This window comes from Sphingomonas humi (assembly GCF_039536725.1).
In the GTDB taxonomy this organism is placed as follows: domain Bacteria; phylum Pseudomonadota; class Alphaproteobacteria; order Sphingomonadales; family Sphingomonadaceae; genus Sphingomicrobium; species Sphingomicrobium humi.
The window spans coordinates 316,282-335,167 of record NZ_BAAAZD010000002.1; the positions used below are offsets into that span (position 1 = coordinate 316,282).

Below are 18,886 nucleotides of genomic sequence, written 5' to 3' on the forward strand. Positions count from 1 at the left end.
TCGACGCCGCCGTGTTGTCGGCCGGTTGGACCCAGCGGGGGCGACCGAAGCCTGACCAGTAGGAGACCGTGCCAATGACCGCGAGCACGTCCGCCGATGGCGATCACGGCTGGAAGGACACGATCCTTGCCGGGCTGGCCAACTACATCGATGCAGGCTCGATCGTCGCCGGCTCGGCTGCGCTCGCCTTGTGGGTCGAAGCCTATCAGCTCGACACCAGCCTCGTCGGCATCCTTGGCGCCCTTGGCCCGAACGCCATCTCGGCAGGCATCGGCGCCATGATCGGCGGGCGGCTGTGTGACATTCTGGGCCGCAAGAAAATCTACCAGTACGACATGCTGTTCTATGCCTTCGGGATGCTCTGGCTCGTCTTCGCGATGAACGCGTGGATGGTCGTGCTCGGCTTCTTCCTGGTGGGTCTGGCGGTAGGCGCCGACATTCCGGCTTCATGGTCGCTGATCGCGGAACAGGCGCCCGACCGCCAGCGGGGCAAGCATAGCGGCGTGGCTCAAGTGCTCTGGTACATGGGGCCGACGGTCGTGCTGCTGATGTTCCTGGTCCTCGCGCCGCTTGGCCTGCTCGGCGCGCGCATCGTGTTCGCACATCTGGCGATCCTCGCGCTCGCACTCACCTTCCTGCGATCCCGCATGCATGAATCCGCCCGCTGGCTCGAAGCCAAGGCTGAACCGAGGGTCGGCGAAAACCGGGGCAAGCTGCGTGACCTCCTCACCCCGCAATACCTCCGCTCCATGGCCTTCCTGATCGGCATGTACGGAATCTGGAACCTGTGGGCCGGCACCAACGGCTTCTTCTTCCCGTACATCCTGCGCACGGTCGGCAACCAGAGCCAGGCGACGGCCGTCGCGGTTCAGACGTTCAGCTTCCTGCTGGGCATGGGGTCGATCTTCTTCATCTTCATGCAGCTGGCGGACCGCGTGAACCAGCGCCTGTTGTTCGGCATTTCAGCCGTGATCCAGGTGTTCGGCATGTCGTTGCTGGCGCTGTTCCCGTTGACCCTTCCGCTGGCCTTGATCCACGTCGTTCTGATGGCGGTTGGCCAGGGTTTCGGCGCGCAATGCTTCTTCCAGCTGTGGAGTTCGGAGATGTTTCCGACATTGCTCCGCTCCACCGCGCAGGGCCTCATGTTCGCGGTTGTCCGGATCTCGCTCGGCATCTTCAGTTTCTTCGTGCCCGTGCTCACCGCCACGGGGTTCAAGACGCTGGCTTGGATCCTGACCGGGTTCCTGATCCTGAGCGGTCTCATCGGTTTCCTTGGCGCACCGCGCAACGAGGGCCGCTCTCTCGAAGAGCTCGAGGCCGAGCTTGAGCCCGCGACCTGATCTGACGAAGCGCAGGCGCGCCTAACCGTACGGGAGTTTTTTCCATGCAGGTGTCACGACGGACCGTGCTGGGGAGCGCGCTTGCCGCAGGCGCGGCGGGGGCGGCCAGTTCGGCTGGCGCGGCTCCACGCCGCGCCGGGCGCGGAACGGTCGAGCGCTGGGGCGTTCAGGAGCTGACCTTCCATGGCCCGAGCGGCGGCAATCCCTTTGTCGACGTAAACCTGACGGCGACTTTCGTCAGCGCCGCTGGAACGCAGATCAAGGTGCCGGGCTTTTACGACGGGGAGGGGGTCTACCGCATCCGTTTCAGCCCGCCTGAGGTCGGCAGCTGGCGCTGGGCAAGCGAAAGCAATGCCGCAGCCCTGAACGGCGTAAGCGGCAGCTTCGATGCAGTAGCCCCCACTGCGGGCAATCACGGCCCCGTCCGGGTAACCAGGGACGGCTACCACTTCGAATATGCCGACGGCACGCCGTTCCGCCAGATCGGCACGACCTGCTATTCTTGGGCGCTCCAGTCCGATGCGCGCTGCGCCGAGACCTTGGCGACGCTCAAGGCTGCTCCCTTCAACAAGATGCGGATGCTGGTTTTCCCGAATGTGGAATCGGTCGCGACCAACCCGTTCGTCCGGACCGGTCCCGGGCTGGGAGAGTGGGACCCGAGCCGCTTCGATCCCGCCTATTTCAGACGCTACGAGGATCGCCTGGTCCGGCTCGGCGCACTGGGAATCCAGGCCGACGTGATCCTGTTTCACCCTTATGACAGCAAGCGCGGCTATTCCGACATGAAGCGCGCCGACGACGAGCGCTACCTCCGCTACGTCTCCGCACGATTCGGAGCCTATCGCCACGTCTGGTGGTCGATGGCCAATGAATATGATGCGATCGAGAGCAAGAAGATGGCCGATTGGGACCATCTGTTCGAAGTGCTCGTCGCTGCGGACCCGCATGACCGCCTTCGCTCCATCCACCAGATCCATACCTACTACGACGCCAGAAAGCCGTGGATCACGCATGCGAGCATCCAGAACGGGGCGGCTGTGCTCGATGATGTCCGCGCCGAACTTCACCGTGATTTCGCGCTCAAGCCGGTCATCTTCGACGAGGTTGTTTATGAGGGCAACTCAACCAAGCGGTGGGGCTGGCTGACCGGACCCGAAATGGTCGAGCGCTTCTGGTATGGTCTCATCGGCGGGACCTACGTCGGCCATAGCGAGACCTACAATGCCGCTCGCAACGCCGACTACAGCTGGCTGGGGCAGGGTGGAAAGCTGTTGGGCAGCAGCCCGCCGCGCCTCGCTTTCCTCCGCAAGATCATGGAAGACGGGCCCGTTCCCGGCTTCGAGCCAATTCAGCCGTGGTGGAACTACCATTTGGCGGGGAAACCCAATGCCTACTTCCTCCGCTATTTCGGGGCCGACCAGCCACGCGAGTGGGACGTGGTGCTGCCCGGCAAGGGCCCCGACGCATTGCAACGCTATCGGGCTGACATCATCGACACCTGGAACATGACGATCACCCCGGTCGAAGGGGTCTTCGCCATGTCGCGCAAGAACGATTATGATGTGCATGACCCGGCCCGGCCCAAGCTCGCATTGCCGGGCAGGCCTTACATCGCCGTCAGACTGGTTCGGGTCTGACCGGCAAGGGTGGAGATCGCTGCGGCCGGCATGAGCCAGCGGCAACTTATCCCGAATTGCGCAGGGCCGTCGCAATCGCATTGATCGACAGCTGGATGCCGTCGATGATCCGCGAGTCGGTCTCGCCCGTACGATGCCGCTTCAGCAATTCGATCTGAAGAAGGTTGAGCGGCTCGATGTAGGGCAGCCGCAGGCGAATGGACGCGTCGAGCACTGGCTTGTCCTCCAGGAGCCGCGACTGGCCCGTGATCATCAGCAGGCGGTCGTGCGTGCGGTCCCATTCTGCGCGGATCTGACCGAAAACGGTCGCACGCAACGATGCGTCCTCGACCAGCCCGGCGTAGAGCTCGGCAATGGCCATGTCGGACTTGGCAAGCACCATCTCGAGATTGGCGAGCGTGACACGGAAGAACGGCCACTTGGCATGCATCTCCTGCAGCAGCGGCAGGTCGTCGAAGGCGGTGAGCGCTTGGCCCATGCCATACCAGCCTGGAAGCATGACCCGGGCCTGGGCCCAGCTGAACACCCAGGGGATGGCGCGCAGATCCTCGATCCGGTCGCTCTTGGTCCTGCTCGCCGGGCGCGAACCGACCTTGAGATTGGCGATCTCGGAGATCGGCGTCATCTGCCTGAAGACGGCGTTGAAGCCGTCGGTCTCGTAGACCAGTGCACGGTACGCCTTGAACGCGGTCTCGGACATGGTCGCCGCCGCGCTCGAATAGCGTTCACGGGTCGCCAGCGAGCGCGGCTTGAGGGTCGCAAGGAGGGTGGCCGACGCCATCGCCTCGAGATTAAGGAGCGCGCCCTCGCGGGTGCCGTACTTGGCGGCGATGACTTCGCCCTGCTCGGTGATTCGGATCCGCCCCTGGACCGTTCCGGCCGGCTGCGCCGTGATCGCCGAAAAGGCCGATCCGCCGCCGCGCCCCACCGCTCCGCCGCGACCGTGGAAAAGCTGGAGGCGAATGCCTGCCTCGCTGAACACGGCGGCGAGTTCCTGGCTGGTCCGGTGAAGGGTCCAGACGCTGGTGAAATAGCCCCCGTCCTTGTTGCTGTCCGAGTAGCCAACCATCACTTCCTGATGGCCGTTTTCCTCGCCGATGGCGCGCCCTTCGGGAGAGGCGAACCATTCGCGCATCACGGTTGGCGCGTTTTCAAGGTCGCCGATCGTCTCGAACAGCGGAATGGCGGCGATCGCGCTTGAACCATCGCGCCAGATCCCGGCCTCCTTGAGGAGGATGTAAACCTCCAGCAGGTCGGACACGCTGGCCGCCTTGGAGATGATGTAGGCGTTGATGCAGCCCGGCCCGAAACGCGAATGGGCCTCGGCGGCGGCACGAACGATAGCAAGCTCGCTCGACGTCTCGTCGCTGTAGGTCGCGAAGGGTGACGCCAGCAGTCGCGGATTGGCGAGCTCGGCCCGCAGCACGGCGACGCGGCCGGCTTCTGACAGACCAAGATAGCTGTCCTCAACCCCGGCGGTCTTGAGCAGCTCCGCGACGACCCGCTCATGGACGTCGGCATTCTGCCGCATATCGAGCGTCGCCAGGTGAAAGCCGAACGTGTCGACGCCGCGGATAAGGGCGTCGAGCGCACCGGCCGAAAGCTCCAGGTGGGAGCCTTGTGCAAGCGCCTCGGCGATTGTGGTCAGATCGGCGGCGAACTCTCCCGGCGTGGCATAGCGTGGCGCCGCGATCGAGGCGGGCCGGGCCGGCGGCTCGCCGACGATGCCCTCGTAGGTCGCGGCGAGGCGGGAATAGACCCACACCAACGCGCGGCGGTAGGGCTCGTCGGCGCGGGTCGGCCCCCTGTCGCCATGATCCGCCAGCGCGAGCAGCGCCGGGCTGATCGGCGCAAGGTCGCTCGAGATCGACAGCTCGGCGCCAAGCGCGTGGACCTTGTCGAGATAATGGGTGAGAACGGTCCGCGAATTGCGTCCGATCGCCAGTCGCAGGCTGTCGGCGGTCACGAACGGATTGCCGTCGCGGTCGCCGCCGATCCAGCTGCCGAGCCGCACGAAACTTGACGGCCTGCCTCCCAGTTCGCGTTCCCACCGGGCGTAGAGCGCGGGGAGGGTGTCGAGGAACACGTCGCGGAAATAGGAGAGCGTCGTTTCCACTTCGTCGGCAACGTGCAGGCGCTCGTGGCGAAGCGGGCGGGTCTGCCACAACAGGGCGATCTGCCGCCGGATTTCCGCTTCGACGTTTTGTCCCTCGAGCGTCTCGTCGATGCCGCGGTCTCGATGCCGCATCAGCCGGGCAATCTGGTCGCGGTGATCGAGCACGCTCTTGCGCCGGACTTCGGTCGGATGCGCGGTCAGAACGGGAACAGCAAGGGCAGACCGCGTGAACTCCAGCACATCCTCGCGGCTGACGCCTTCGGCCTCCAACTGGGCCAGCACCTCGCCAATCGTTGCACCAGCTTCGCTCGTTGCGCCCTGCCGGTCCTCGGCCAGGTTCGCGAGCAGGGTGAAAAGCATGAAGCCGCGCGTGAAGGCGAGCGTGTCGTCGAGGCTCAGCGCGCCAAGCCCAAGGTCCGTGGCATTTTGCGCGGTGACGCCGCGATAACGGTCCACCGAAGCGGCCCGGATATACTCCGTCCGTCGGAACAGCTCGTCGCCGCCATAGTCGCGGATGACGTCGCCGAGCAGTCGCCCGAAGTAGCGAATGTCTTCATTCTGTCCGATCGATTGTCGGACGCCATCGGCGGGTCGCGGATCGCTCTTGGGATAAGTCACACGATCGGCTTCTCATGCTTGAAGACCGTCCGCAACAGCGCGTCTCGCGAAACCAGCGATCGAAGCACCTTGCAAGGTCATTGCCACGCCCTCGCGCGGCGATCGGCTTACCCAATAGCGCGCACAGACCGGAGGTCAGCGCCCGTGGCTACCACCGCGTCCTCCGCATCGCTCGCACAACCGCCGACCTCGCCGGCGCGGAAACGGTTGGCCGTATCCATGTCGCAGGCGCTCAGTTACCGGCGGGCTGCCCCGCGGAACTGACGAATGGCACGGGCAACGCTCCCGCCACGCACAAGAAGCGACGAGGGCGAACCTCCTGTCGCCCGGATCATGTCTGCCGAAGAGAGACCCAAGGCCCCGACGCAAGTTGCGCCAGAATGCGGTTCAGTGCCGCAACGATGCTTTGATCCTCCGCAGTCGCCAGTGCGTCCTGAAGCACGGCGTGAAGGTCGTCGGCCCCAACCTGCTCCATTTCCCAATCAGGGTAGAGACGTTCGCGCCTTTCTTCGCTGTGATCCAAGGCGACAACGTCATAGTGGCGTGCGTCAGCATAGAGGCTCGTCATCAACCTCTGCACCTGCGCGACAGGTCCTTCCACCCATTGGAAGAAGACCCCGCTTTCGTAAACCAGCATGCCGGTGATGCCGCGCGCACGATTGTGGCTCTGGGCGAACTCGACGATCCGGGCGACCTCGGGATCATCGACGCCGTCGGCCGCGCGACTGCAGTAGACGAACGTCGCAAGAAGCATCTCGCCTTCGACGAATTCGGTGCCCGGAATGCGAAATTCGTCGTACATGGCGTCTCGCTCAGCCAGCGCTTTGGCGGCTGGGCGGACGCTCGCTCACGGATGCGGCAAGTGCGTGGTCCAAGAGCTTCTGGGCCAGGACGACGGCGCCGCTGGCGCTGCTCGCCGTGCCATCGGCACCGATTTCTGTGGCAAGGTGCCGGTTCGTGCTGAAGACAGGTCCGCCTACCATGATGCCAATCGCCCGGTTGCGAGAATATCGTCTGATTGCGTCGATTGAGCGAGCTGCGGCCTCGAGATTGAAGCGATTGCTGAGGGTCAGGCCCACCACTCCGAACCATTGCTGACCGACGATCCTGGCGAGACGCTCTGGTGTGGCTTCTCGCTCGGACGACACGAGCCACCCGCCCGCGGTCAGGAGACGTTCCACCATCGCAATCCCGAAGCTGTGCTGCTCTCCTGGAACGGTCATCATGAGGACCGATCGCTCTATGCCGGATGCCGCGATCTCATGCGTGCAATTGAAGACGGACAGCAGCGCCTGAAGGCGAGCGACGCCCAAGGTCACGTCGATGAAGTCGACCTCATCCGCTTCCCACAACTCTCCGAGGCGCTGCGCGGCGGGCTCAAGCAGCTCGGCAAACAGCGTATCAACCGAAAGGCCACCATCACGCAGGCTTGCCACATAGTCAGCAGCTTGGGGACCGTCCGACGCTATAACCAACCGTGCGAGTTCACTGACGTCGTTCGCAGTCGGATGTCCGAGCAGGGGGATTACAGCGTGAAGGGCCTCCAGCCGCGGTGCGATTTCGCTGGCAACGAGACGTGCGATGCGTTGCCTGCGGTCCGCGTCATCGAGCAGACCGCGATATTCGGGCGCCGTAAAGCGCAAGGTCAAATCGTTGGACGAACCACTGGTGGAGCCCGAGCCGAACGACGGAAGAGGACGTCTCTGCGAATCCATTGCGCCCCCTGCGCCGGTGGCCTCGGTCTGCTCTGACCCTCGACAGTCACAAGGTTGAGGGCAACCTGTCAACCAGGTCGGATTGATGTCGTACAATGTGGCGCGGCGGCATGAGGGAAGCGGCGCGCGCCGTCTTCCGGGCGCAAGTCGCCCGCTTTCCACCAATGCGGACATTTGCCGATCGCGTTCGGAAACGGGCAGCGCTGCTTTGCGTTGGTCTTTGTGGTAGCACTTTGCGAACGTGCCGAAGGGGAGACCTGCTATGCGTGCCATCCTCGTTGCTTCGTTGTTCGTCCTCCCGCTCGCGTCTCAGGGCTCGGCCGCAAGTGCTGAAGGCGCGACGCTCAAGGGCAAGGTGAAGGTTGCCGGCGCCGAGTGCCGCGGCGTCAAGCTGATCCCCCGGACCGCCCAGTCGGAGCGCGAGATCGCAGCGATGTTCGGGACGTTCGAACCGGCATCGCGCACGGTCGAGAGCCTTGCCTACGAAACATTGCCGGGGGCGGACGCTGTAAGCCTTGGCCGGGACACTACCTGCACTGGCTGGACGCAGGGGTTCCGCTTCACCAAGGTCGCTCCTGGCGACTATTTCCTCACCGCGCTGACGACCGGGACCACCGAACGCGGAGCGTCGCTCGGCTTGTCCGTCACTGGCGACGGATCATTGGGTGGGCGTGTCCCGAAGCGCGTGAACGTCTATCTGATGCGGACAGTCAGCGTGGGCGCCTCCGATCGCACCGTCAGCCTCGACATCAAGCAGGATTAGGCCCGGGATACCCGCTTCAGGGAGCCGGGTTCTTGCCGGACTGATAGGGGACGACTGACGGGGAAGGGGTGCCCTGCGAACCCAAGGTCGCGCGGGTGCCAAGAACAGCCAAAGCGAACGTAAGTTCCCGCCGGAATCAAGATTATTTCTGCGTTTATAATCCTTGAATCACTGATTTATTTTAATTAGCCATTAACCGTTCGTTGATCGGACGGAGTCGGCATTCATGCTGGCTTCGGCAACGGGCTAATCAAGCGGCCGGGGTGTCCATCCCTGTCGTTAAATCAGGGGTGTCTTCACACATGCGTACAATTCTTGCGGTCGCTTTTGCGGCCTCGTTCGCGTCGTCTGCAGTGGCTCAGACCACGAACGTTTCCTCGCTTTCAACCACCACTCTTCCTCCCACGAGCGACGGCAAGACCTTCACGGCTCCGACGTCGGACCTGCGCCCGCAGCCGAACCCGACCTCGTCGGCGACCATTTCGAACACGACCGCCCTCGACGCAGACGGCTCGCTTCAGCTGAGCGGCGATCGGACGCGGGTCTACAACAACCTTTCGGGTCTCAACATCGCGGCCTCGTCGCTGGAGGCGCTCACTGGCGACTACATCGTCAACAACGGTGGAAACGGCGGAATCCAGTCGCCTGCGTTCCGGGTCTACGTGCTCGACGCCAACGGCCGCCAGAACGAGCTGATCTGGGAATCGGCCTATAACGGTGGCTACACCCTGGGTCAGAAGGACAGCGTCCAGTCGGGCGACATGTTCTGGCGGCAGATCGTCAACCAGGGCTTCGATGGCACCGGCGGTATCGGAACGGGCAGCTACATCATGAAGACGCTGGCCGACTGGGGCGATTTCCTCGGCGGGACGACGCTTGGCATCGGTGTCGGCAACGGCAGCGGGGCCGGTGCGGACTTCAATGCCATCGCCGACAACCTGTCGCTGTCCACCAGCGATCGCCGCGCTGCGCTCGGCTACAATTTCGCGGCTGCTGCTGCCGTGCCTGAACCCGGCACGTGGGCACTGATGCTGCTGGGCTTTGGCGGAATTGGCGTGGCCATGCGCCGCCAGCGCCGCGCTCCGGCGCTCCTGCAGGTCGCCTGACGCAATCAGGACGGAGGGGAGGGTTCGCCTTTCCCTCCGTTTTGATTCGGGCTCGCGTGCGGCCAAGGCATCGACCTTGCCCCTCGGCGGCCCTTCCCTTAAGCCGCACCGCACTGCCCCCGTGGCGGAATGGTAGACGCGACCGACTCAAAATCGGTTGTCGAGAGACGTGTCCGTTCGAGTCGGACCGGGGGCACCATTCTCCAGCGATTGAAGCCTTCGCCCTGCGTTGCGCGGGGACGGCCCGCGTCACACCCAATCCCTGCGGGTCAGGGCACACGTCGCCGCCGAAACGCGCCCGCGGCTTGCCATGTAGGATTTCACCTGATCTAAACGAACCCCGATGGTTCGCTTGAGGTTCTCTGTAGATGTGGGTCGGACCGGTCCGCCGACTGCTGGCCTCTACCGGCGATCTCACGCCGATCAGCTGAAGGCCGCGACCGCGTCAACTTCGACAACTTCGTAACCCCGGCCCCATCGCTCGCGCTCACGCATTACCCGCTGATGTTCGGTTTTGAAGCCTACCACATCGCCCTTGCCGCCATCGGGCTGGCGATCCTCATCGCCTACTGGCTCCCCCGCTTCGTCTCGGGGCGGGAACCGGCGGCCTCGGCGCTGCTGATCCTGCTCGGCTTTATCGCCTTCCTCCCCTTTCCGCAGACGGCGCAATGGCTCGATCCGGTAAACCGGCCCAAGCTGTGGGAGCTCGTCGCCGAACTCTGCGTCATCGTCGGCCTATTTGGCACCGGTCTGCGCATCGACCGGCTGGCCGGGCGCGCGCTATGGGTACCGACCATCCGCCTGCTGGCCATCGCCATGCCGCTCTCGATCGGGGCGCTTGCCCTGTTCGGCTGGCTCGTCGCGGGGATGACCCTGGCGGGTGCGCTGCTGCTTGGCGCCATTCTCGCGCCCACCGACCCGGTGCTTGCCGCGGACGTCGCGGTGGGGCCGCCGCAGGAAGGGGGCGAGCATCCGGTTCGCTATACCCTTACCACCGAAGCGGGCCTCAACGACGGCCTCGCCTTTCCCTTCGTCCACCTCGGGATCATGGTCGCAAGCGCCGGGGCGCTTACCTGGGACCTCGCCGGAGACTGGCTGTGGCGCGACCTCCTCTACCGGGTCATCGTCGGGGGATTGTCGGGCACGGCGATCGGCTGGCTGCTCGGCAAGCTCCTGTTCGACTGGCCGCGCGAAAACGCCCTGTCGCGCACCGAAAGCGGGGTCATCGCCTTTGCCGGCGTCCTCCTCGCCTATGGCGCGACCGAGCTGGTCGAAGGCTATGGCTTCATCGCGTCCTTCGTCGCCGGCCTGACGCTGCGGCGGTCGGAAAGCCAGCACGACTTCCACAAGCGGCTGCACGACTTTTCCGAATCGCTCGAACACGCCCTGACGGCGCTGTTGCTGGTCGGCCTCGGCGCGGTGCTGCCCGTGCTTTGGCCGCACTTCACGCTCGTGACCGGACTGATCGCGGCCGCGCTGATCCTGCTGATTCGCCCCGCGATCGGCTGGCTGTCGCTCGCCGGCAGCACGCTCAAGGGGCGCGACCGGGCAGTGGTCGCCTTCTACGGCGTGCGCGGAATCGGCTCGATCTATTATCTGGCCTACGCCGGCCATCACGTGGAGCTCACCAACGAATATGAGCTGTGGGCGACGATTGCCGCCACCATCCTCCTCTCGACGCTGGTCCACGGCCTCACCGCGGGCCTCGCCCTCGACCGCGTGACGGGGGAGGGCGCCCCGCTTGAGACCGGCAAGGCCGCGGGTTAGGCTCGGGCCATGGCGGAGCGCATCTACACCCGGTTCGAGGACTTCTGGCTCCACTATCTGAGGGAGCATGCCGGCACCCGCACCCGCGCCCTCCATTATGCCGGAACTGTGCTGGTGATCGCGGCAGCGGCGGCGCTGGCCGTGACGGGCAACTGGTGGTGGCTCCTCGTCATGCCGCTCGCGGGTTATGGTTTCGCCTGGTTCGCCCATTTCTTCGTCGAGAAGAACCGGCCGGCGACCTTTACCTATCCGTGGTGGAGCCTGCGCAGCGACTTTCGGATGTTCTTTCTCGCCGCGAGCGGGCGGCTCCGCCCGCACCTCGATGCGGCGGGTGTGGGTGCTGGGCAAGCCGGTGGCCGGCGACTAGGATAAGGCATGGACGCACCCGCTTCTCGCCCCGACACGCATGAGGAGGAAGCGGCGCTTCTTGCCGAGACGATCACCATCAAGCGCGATCGCCTGCTGGCGTCCCTGACCCTGATCGCCGGCATCGGCCTGATCTTCGCCATTCCCTTCGCGCTTCGCGCCGGGGCCGAATTCTTCCTTCCCGTCACCGCCGCGCTGGTCATCGCCATCGCGCTGGTGCCGATGCTCGAATGGTTCGAACGGCGCGGGCTTCCGTCGGCGGCGGCCGCCTTCTCCTGCGTCCTCCTGTTCCTCGGGGTAATGGCCTTCGCGCTGCTGTCGATCGTCATCCCGGCGATCGACTGGGTGGCCTTGCTGCCCGAACGGATCGGCCGCGTCCGCACCGCGCTCCAGCCGCTGCTCGACCTGGTCAAGGACCTCGAGCGGTTCGTCGACCGGATCCTTCGTCAGCTGCCCTCCGCGGGCACGGGCGGCAACCGGACGGTCCAGCTCGAAACGCCCAATTCGATGCTCGACCTCCTGACCAGCAGCGCTCCCCACGCGCTGATCCAGCTGTTCTTCGCGTTGCTGGTGATCTTCTTCTTCCTGTCGGGCTGGACCGCGATGCGCAAGCAGACGATCACCAGCCGCGGCAGCTTTGAGGGCGCGTTGACCACGGCCCGCGTCATCCAGCAAGTGGTGGCCGCGACCTCGACCTATCTTGGCACCATCACCTTCATCAACGTGACGCTGGGCGCGCTGGTCGCCGGGATCCTGTGGTGGCTGGGCATGGACTCGCCGCTGATGTGGGGCGGCATCGTCGCGGTTCTGAACTATATTCCCTATCTCGGGCCCATCGCGTCGGCGCTACTGCTGGCGCTCGGCGGCCTCATCAGCTTTCCCGATCCGTGGACCGCGCTTCTGCCCCCGGTGATCTTCATCGGGATGCACATGGTCGAGGCGAACGCCATCACCCCTATGGTCGTCGGCAAGCGCGTGCGGATCAATCCGCTGCTGATCCTCCTCTCGCTGAGCTTCTGGGCGTGGGTGTGGGGCACGACGGGCGCGCTTCTCGCCATTCCGCTGCTGATCATCCTCAAGACTGTCTTCGCCGCCGCTGGCACGCCAGACATCGCGGGATTCCTCTTCGAACAGGGCACGCTGACCCATGCCGGCGAGGAGGAAGAAGAGGAGCAATCGGCCGGATCGCCGGCCGCCTGACGACGAAAGTCCGGGGCGTGGTGCGATAAGCGGTTGACGCCTCGGCAAGGGTCACCTAGTTGGCCGCCCACACCAAACGCGGGTGTAGCTCAGTTGGTTAGAGCGCCGGCCTGTCACGCCGGAGGTCGCGGGTTCGAGCCCCGTCACTCGCGCCATTTCCCGTCATCGCTGGAAGTGCGGCATTGCCGCCAGGCTGCCCCTCGAAGGGCGGCTTATTCAGCGCCGCTCGGAGCGGCTCCGCCAGCCGCGACCGCGGTCGTCGTGGCCGCTGGCTTTCGACCAAGCGGTGCCTGCTCGGCCTCGCCCGCAGGCGACCCAGTCAAACCCCAGTTGAGGCTGCTCGACCCGCTCGCCACCGGCTTGGGATCGCGCGTCGCTTCCTCGACCTTGCGGCGAGCCTCGAGGCGCAGCGCGACCCGCTTGCCGCCGCCGGCAGCAATCTCCGGCTCGACCAGTCTGGCCAGTTCGGGCGGCAGCTTGGCCCGCGCTTCCTCGATCGTGGTCACGACCTCGCCCACGGGTGCCATCGCCGCATAGCGCGCCTCGGCGGCCAGCGCTGCGCTGCGCAGGAAGGCCGGATCGCTCTCGCGCTTTACCCACTTCTGCGTGAAAGCGGCAGGCTGCCCCCAATCGCCGCGCCAGCGATAGAAGATGTGCGCGCCGATCACCGCGCTCTTGGTCAGCGTCGGGGCCCAGTAGGGGGCGACATAATCGGCATGATAGTGGGTGGCGTTGCCGACCGACGCGGCGACATGGCCCTTCAGCGCCTCGTCGGCGATGCGGCGAGCACGGTCCCAGTAATCGCGCATCGGCGCCCGGGCGAGCGACCCGTCGCAGGTGAAGCTGAACTGGCAGCCCGTCGGCCGCTCGGCACCCTGGTAGACAACCGCGCAGACACTAGCCGGATAGGCAGGATGGCGCATCCGGTTCAGGACGACCTGCGCGACGGCGCGCTGGCCTTCTTCCGGCTCGCGGGCGGCTTCGTAATAGATCGCCTGCGTCAGGCATTCGAGCGCCCGGCCGTAGGTCTTGCTGTCAGCCTTCAGCACGAAGGGCGCTGCGGCGGGATTGGGCCCATTGGCGAGCGGCACCGCCGCATTCAGCTTCTGCGCCTCGGTGGGGTCGATCCGGCGCACCGCGAAGGGAGTCATGTCCTGCACCGAAGGCGCTGCCGGCGCTGTTTCGGCCGCCTCGGGCTGTGCAGGGGCTGTTCCATGCCCAGTGGCGAAGGCCGCGACCGACAGGCAGGCGGCAAGTGCCAGCACGCCAGCGCCCGCGCTCTCGAGCGGACGGGCGCTGAGCAGGCTCAGCGTCTGCTGGACCGGGCCGGGCCGGCGCGAAGGGAGGATCGAAGCGGTCATGGAGAAGTGTATCAGGTAGCTAAAGCAGTCGCGAATTTCAAGTTTGCGGCGGTTCTGCCCGCCAGCGCCCCGTTTCACTCCAGCGCAGGATAGGGCGCAGCGGGAGGATCCAGACGATACCCGCGGCAATATAGAAAGGCAGCTGAACCAAAGCTGGCCAGCGGCTTACCGTATCCGCGAGCGACACGATCAGCACCGCCCAGACGATGATGATGCCGATGATCATGAACACGCCGGCAGTCGGCCGGGCGCGCGGTTGTTCTTCCTGGTTCACTGGTCTTTGAACTCCTTGAGGCCCGCCGGCGAAGCGAAGGCGTCGAGCGTCTGGTCCCACGGATCGGCCGCGATCGAACCATCGAGCAATTGCATGTCCCAGCCTGTTCCGACCAGCCGGGCTTTCACCCGTAGCCCTTCGAGCGCGCGGTCGTAATGCCCCTGGCCCATGCCGATGCGATTTCCGGCAAGATCGCAGGCGACCAGAGGAACGAGGATGAGGTCGGGGACAACCGGCGGCGACGACGAGGGCGGCTGGAGAAGACCCCAGGGGCCCGGCTCGGTCGCTGCCCCGGCGCGGAAGGTCATCCGGGAATCGCGCGCGGCAAAGGCGGGAAGGGCGGTCTCCTTGCCGAGCGCCCGTGCCCGTTCGAGCGCGCCGAGCGGGCTGATCTCATCCTTCATCGGCTGATAGGCGGCGACTATCCGCGCCGCGAACAGCAGTGGTTCAAGTGCCGCCGCAAGCTCCGCCTCCAGCGCGAGGCGGGTGGCGGGCGCAAGGCTTGCGGCATAGGCGCGGCGCCTCGCCCGCATCTCGGTGCGGAGTGCCGGCTTATCACTCGGGAAAGGGAAGGGTGACGGGACCACCATAGGTCGGAGCCTTGTAATCCTCTGACGCCTGTAACGTCAGGTGGGGACCATGTGTGCCAAGCCAGGGCTCAGCCAGGGACAGCCCCCATGGATCGGGAATAGCCTCAGGGATTTCATGAGGCGCGTGCCAGGCAGTACCCGTCACCGACCTATCTAGGCGCGAACCGCTTCTTTCTCAAGGTAGCCGGCCAGCCGTTCGAGACGTTCGGCGAGTGCATCGACCCGGCGCACGACCTGCGGGTCGGGCGGCATCGGCGGCGGAGGGGTCACTACGCCACGCTTCTCGATCAACTGGTCTGCCAGCAGCAGCGAGGCGAACAGCAGCGTGCGGCCCTCGGACAGGGCGCCAAGCCCGGCCAGTGCCTCGCGGCTCTTGGCGTCCACCATTTCGGCGGCGTGACGGAGGTTCTGCTCCTCGCCGTCGCGGCAGGCGACCTTATAGCGGCGGCCGGCGATTTCGATGTCGACTTCGGCCATTCGTCAGGCTTCCACCTTGCTGATGATCTGGTCCAGATCGGCGATCGCCGCGCGGACCCGCTGGCGGAGCTGTTCCTCCCCATCGCCGCGGTGGCTCACCTGTTCGGCCACCCGTTCCACCCGGGCGAGGGCGCGCTCGGCCCGGGTCAGCGCCAATTCCAATGCTTCCTGTGTCATGGGTCTGAAGTATGCCTCTTCAAACCCCCTGCCAAGCGGTGCAGGTGTTGACGCTCAACGGCTCACCGCCCAAAGGGGCCGCACTACCGGCGAGCCGACTCCGGTTCGGTGCCGTCACGACAGCGGAGACCTCATGCAGCCGACCCAGCGCCGTCTTGCCAATGCCATCCGGGCGCTGGCCATGGACGCGGTCGAAGCCGCCAATTCCGGTCACCCGGGCATGCCGATGGGCATGGCGGACGCCGCTACGGCGCTCTTCACCAAGGTCCTTAAGTTCGATCCGGCCGATCCCAAATGGCCGGACCGCGACCGCTTCGTGCTGTCGGCCGGGCATGGTTCGATGCTGATCTACGCGCTGCTGCACCTGACCGGCTACGACCGGCCGACGCTCGACGACATCAAGAACTTCCGGCAGCTGCACAGCCCGTGCGCGGGCCACCCCGAGAATTTCGAGCTGGCGGGGATCGAGACCACCACCGGTCCGCTCGGCCAGGGCCTTGCCACCGCGGTCGGCATGGCGATCGCCGAGCGGCACCTGAACGCCGTCTATGGCGACGACCTGGTCGATCATCGCACCTATGTGATCGCGGGCGACGGCTGCCTGATGGAAGGCATCAATCACGAGGCGGTTGGCCTTGCCGGGCACCTGAAGCTCGGGCGGCTGATCGTGCTGTGGGACGACAACAAGATCACCATCGACGGGTCGACCGACTTGTCGCGCTCCGAAGACGTGATGGCCCGCCACGCGGCGAGCGGCTGGCACACGGTCGAATGCGACGGCCTCGACGCGGGAAAGGTCTGCCAGGCGCTCGAAAAGGCGATCGCCGACCCGCGCCCCAGCCTGATCCGCTGCAAGACCGTCATCGGCTACGGTGCGCCCAACAAGCAGGGCACGTCGGCGACACATGGCGCTGCGCTCGGCAAGTCCGAAGTGGAGGCCGCGCGCAAGGAGCTTGGTCTCGACCCGCAGGAATTCAGCATTCCGGCAGATGTGCGCGAAGCGTGGCTCAAGGCCGGCGGCCGCGGCGCGGCCGACCGCGCGGCATGGGAAAGGCGGCTCGCCAAGAGCGGCAAGGCCGACGACTTCCGCCGCCGGATGGCCGGCGAAGCCGACGAGCGCTGGCTCCAGCCCTATCTCGACGCGCTGCTCGACAATCCGCCGACGGTCGCGACCCGGAAGGCGAGCGAGATGGCGCTTGAGGTCATCAACGTGGCGGTGCCGGCAACGATCGGCGGGTCGGCCGACCTTACGGGATCCAACAACACCAAGACCAAGTCGACCGGACCGCTGACCGCCGACGACTATGGCGGTCGCTACGTCTATTACGGCATCCGCGAATTCGGCATGGCCGCGGCGATGAACGGCATGGCGCTGCACGGCGGCGTCATTGCCTATGGGGGCACTTTCCTCGTCTTTTCCGACTATTGCCGCGCCGCGATTCGCCTGTCGGCGCTGCAGAACGCCCGCGTGGTCTATGTCATGACCCACGATTCGATCGGGCTCGGCGAAGACGGACCGACCCACCAGCCGGTCGAGCATATCCAGAGCCTGCGCCTGATCCCGAACCTCGAGGTGTGGCGCCCGGCGGATGCGGTCGAGACCGCCGAAGCCTGGGCCGATGCGCTGAAGCACGAGGGGCCGTCGGTGCTGTGCCTGTCGCGCCAGAATCTGCGCCCTGTGCGGACCGACAAGGCGAACGAAAATCTATCCGCCCGCGGCGGCTATGTCGTTCGCGACGCGGCCGACCCGAAGGTCATCCTGATCGCCACCGGGTCCGAGGTCGAGCTGGCGCTCGATGTCGCCGAGCGGCTGGATGGGGAGGGCGTCGCGACCCGCGTCGTGAGCCTGCCCAACTGGCGCCGGTTCGAAGCGCAGGACGAAGCCTATCGCGAAAGCGTACTGCCGAGCGCGGCGCCCGAAGAGGTCCTGCGCGTATCGATCGAGGCGGGCACGACCTTTGGCTGGGAACGCCTGACGATGGTGCAGGGGCTTCGCTTCGGCCTCGATGGCTTCGGTGCGAGCGCCCCGGCCAAGGACCTCTACGATCATTTCGGGCTGACGGTCGACAAGATCGTGCCGAAGGTGCTGGCGCGCTTGCTGGATCTTGGGCACGTCCAGCCTGGCGCAACTGAACCTGCTGCACTGGCCGAAACCGAAGCGCATCCAAGTTAACCACGCGCCAAGCCCTCGTTCGCCCTGAGCGAAGTGGAAGGGCGCAGGCGCGAACACAAGAACCGGGTTCGACGTCGCTCAGCCCGAACGAGACTGGGAGAAGAGATACGATGACCAAAGTCGCCATCAACGGGTTCGGGCGGATCGGCCGCCTTGTCGCGCGGGCTATCCTGGAGCGTCCGGACTGCGGGCTCGAACTGGTCGCGATCAACGATCTCGCCGACGCCAAGAGCAACGCCTGGCTGTTCCAGCGCGACAGCGTCCACGGCAAGTTCCCCGGCGAGGTGAAGGCCGAGGGCGATGCCATCATCGTCAACGGCAAGCGTATCGCGGTCACCGCCGAGCGCGATCCGGCCAACCTGCCGCACGCGGAGCATGGCGTCGAGATCGCCCTCGAATGCACCGGCTTCTTCACCGACAAGGCGGGCGGCGAGAAGCACCTCGCGGCGGGTGCCAAGCGGGTGCTCATCTCGGCCCCGGCCAAGGGCGTCGACCTGACCGTCGTCTATGGCGTCAACCACGACAAGCTGACCGCCGACCACAAGATCGTTTCTAACGCCAGCTGCACCACCAACTGCCTGGCGCCGGTCGCCAAGGTGCTGAACGACGCGATCGGAATCGAGCGCGGGCTGATGACCACGATCCACGCCTACACCAACGATCAGAAGATCCTCGACCAGATCCACACCGACATGCGCCGTGCGCGCGCTGCCGGCATGAGCATGATCCCGACCACCACCGGCGCTGCCCGCGCGGTCGGCGAAGTGCTTCCGGAACTGAAGGGCAAGCTCGACGGCTCGGCCGTGCGCGTGCCGACCCCGAACGTGTCGATGGTCGACCTCACGTTCGTGCCCAAGCGCGACACCACGCTCGACGAGGTGAACGGCCTGCTCAAGGCCGCCGCGGAAAGCGGTCCGCTCGCCGGCATCCTCGATTATTCGACCGATCCCCTGGTCTCGATCGACCTCAACCATTCGCCCGCCAGTTCGACCGTCGACAGCCTCGAAACGGCCGTTCTCGAAGGCAAGCTGGTCCGCGTGGTCAGCTGGTACGACAATGAATGGGGCTTCTCGAACCGCATGGTCGATACCGCCGGCGCCATTGCCAAGCTCGCCTGAGGCCAGAGACTGAAGTCGTTCGCCCTGAGCGAAGTCGAAGGGCGCTCGCGCTGACGTGCTTCGACTTCGCTCAGCACGAACGAACGTA

At 65.6% G+C, this 18,886-nt stretch carries 17 protein-coding genes, 2 tRNA genes and 1 pseudogene; 12 read left to right on the plus strand and 8 right to left on the minus strand.

Translation table 11 applies throughout. From position 1 onward, the window contains the following. Positions 1-74: 74 nt before the first annotated feature. Together ABD729_RS09405 and ABD729_RS09410 are read left to right on the plus strand one after the other, a co-directional pair. Complete coding sequence (locus tag ABD729_RS09405; protein WP_344709985.1) at positions 75-1,340, plus strand: MFS transporter; 1,266 nt, start codon at positions 75-77, stop codon at positions 1,338-1,340. Positions 1,341-1,384: 44 nt separating this feature from the next. Then, positions 1,385-2,977 carry a DUF5060 domain-containing protein gene (locus ABD729_RS09410; RefSeq protein WP_344709986.1) on the plus strand — a complete coding sequence of 531 codons (1,593 nt, stop codon included), beginning with the start codon at positions 1,385-1,387 and terminating at the stop codon, positions 2,975-2,977. Positions 2,978-3,023: 46 nt separating this feature from the next. Here ABD729_RS09410 and ppc read toward each other — a convergent pair whose 3' ends face one another. Then, entirely contained in the window at positions 3,024-5,711 is a 2,688-nt protein-coding gene (gene ppc, locus ABD729_RS09415) for a phosphoenolpyruvate carboxylase (RefSeq protein ID WP_344709987.1), read from the minus strand. Positions 5,712-5,725: 14 nt separating this feature from the next. Between ppc and ABD729_RS09420 the strand changes: the two are divergent. Continuing rightward, positions 5,726-5,975 (plus strand): annotated as a pseudogene (locus ABD729_RS09420) (magnesium chelatase subunit ChlI family protein). Between the two features lie 67 nt (positions 5,976-6,042). Here ABD729_RS09420 and ABD729_RS09425 read toward each other — a convergent pair. Further along, positions 6,043-6,513, minus strand: a complete 471-nt coding sequence (locus ABD729_RS09425) for a BLUF domain-containing protein (RefSeq protein ID WP_344709988.1) — start codon at positions 6,511-6,513, stop codon at positions 6,043-6,045. 10 nt (positions 6,514-6,523) lie between these two features. Then, a complete protein-coding gene (locus ABD729_RS09430; RefSeq protein ID WP_344709989.1) occupies positions 6,524-7,426 on the minus strand; it encodes a cobalamin B12-binding domain-containing protein in 903 nt (300 codons plus the stop codon). A 262-nt stretch (positions 7,427-7,688) separates the two neighbouring features. Between ABD729_RS09430 and ABD729_RS09435 the strand changes: the two genes are divergently transcribed. The 7 genes from ABD729_RS09435 to ABD729_RS09465 all read left to right on the plus strand — a co-directional run bounded on the left by ABD729_RS09435 (position 7,689) and on the right by ABD729_RS09465 (position 12,783). Then, entirely contained in the window at positions 7,689-8,189 is a 501-nt protein-coding gene (locus ABD729_RS09435) for a hypothetical protein (protein WP_344709990.1), read from the plus strand. Between the two features lie 353 nt (positions 8,190-8,542). Next, complete coding sequence (locus ABD729_RS09440; RefSeq protein ID WP_344709991.1) at positions 8,543-9,295, plus strand: PEPxxWA-CTERM sorting domain-containing protein; 753 nt, start codon at positions 8,543-8,545, stop codon at positions 9,293-9,295. Between the two features lie 115 nt (positions 9,296-9,410). Further along, positions 9,411-9,494, plus strand: a tRNA-Leu gene (locus ABD729_RS09445). Between the two features lie 305 nt (positions 9,495-9,799). Then, positions 9,800-11,062, plus strand: a complete 1,263-nt coding sequence (locus ABD729_RS09450) for a cation:proton antiporter (RefSeq protein ID WP_344709992.1) — start codon at positions 9,800-9,802, stop codon at positions 11,060-11,062. 9 nt (positions 11,063-11,071) lie between these two features. After that, positions 11,072-11,434 carry an Mpo1-like protein gene (locus ABD729_RS09455; RefSeq protein ID WP_344709993.1) on the plus strand — a complete coding sequence of 121 codons (363 nt, stop codon included), beginning with the start codon at positions 11,072-11,074 and terminating at the stop codon, positions 11,432-11,434. A gap of 3 nt (positions 11,435-11,437) precedes the next feature. Continuing rightward, positions 11,438-12,628 (plus strand): AI-2E family transporter, encoded by a 1,191-nt coding sequence (locus tag ABD729_RS09460; protein ID WP_344709994.1) that lies wholly within the window; start codon positions 11,438-11,440, stop codon positions 12,626-12,628. A gap of 78 nt (positions 12,629-12,706) precedes the next feature. Further along, positions 12,707-12,783 (plus strand) — tRNA-Asp (locus ABD729_RS09465). A gap of 57 nt (positions 12,784-12,840) precedes the next feature. Here ABD729_RS09465 and ABD729_RS09470 read toward each other — a convergent pair. From ABD729_RS09470 to ABD729_RS09490, 5 genes are all read right to left on the minus strand, one after another. Beyond that, positions 12,841-13,989, minus strand: coding sequence for a cell wall hydrolase (locus ABD729_RS09470; protein ID WP_344709995.1), 1,149 nt, complete (start codon positions 13,987-13,989; stop codon positions 12,841-12,843). Between the two features lie 37 nt (positions 13,990-14,026). Further along, positions 14,027-14,263, minus strand: coding sequence for a DUF2842 domain-containing protein (locus ABD729_RS09475; protein ID WP_344709996.1), 237 nt, complete (start codon positions 14,261-14,263; stop codon positions 14,027-14,029). Further along, entirely contained in the window at positions 14,260-14,853 is a 594-nt protein-coding gene (locus tag ABD729_RS09480) for a 5-formyltetrahydrofolate cyclo-ligase (RefSeq protein WP_344709997.1), read from the minus strand. The genes ABD729_RS09475 and ABD729_RS09480 overlap by 4 nt, the downstream gene beginning before the upstream one ends. 153 nt (positions 14,854-15,006) lie before the next feature. Then, complete coding sequence (locus tag ABD729_RS09485) at positions 15,007-15,330, minus strand: cell division protein ZapA (protein ID WP_344709998.1); 324 nt, start codon at positions 15,328-15,330, stop codon at positions 15,007-15,009. 3 nt (positions 15,331-15,333) lie between these two features. Continuing rightward, positions 15,334-15,507, minus strand: a complete 174-nt coding sequence (locus ABD729_RS09490; RefSeq protein ID WP_344709999.1) for a hypothetical protein — start codon at positions 15,505-15,507, stop codon at positions 15,334-15,336. Positions 15,508-15,640: 133 nt separating this feature from the next. Between ABD729_RS09490 and tkt the strand changes: the two genes are divergently transcribed. Both tkt and gap read left to right on the plus strand, forming a co-directional pair. Continuing rightward, positions 15,641-17,680: a transketolase gene (tkt, locus tag ABD729_RS09495; protein WP_344710000.1), complete on the plus strand. Its 2,040-nt coding sequence runs from the start codon at positions 15,641-15,643 to the stop codon at positions 17,678-17,680. 110 nt (positions 17,681-17,790) lie between these two features. Continuing rightward, the gene (gene gap / locus ABD729_RS09500; protein ID WP_344710001.1) at positions 17,791-18,798 is read left to right on the plus strand and encodes a type I glyceraldehyde-3-phosphate dehydrogenase; all 1,008 of its coding nucleotides are present in this window, start codon (positions 17,791-17,793) and stop codon (positions 18,796-18,798) included. The last annotated feature ends 88 nt before the right edge of the window (positions 18,799-18,886 follow it).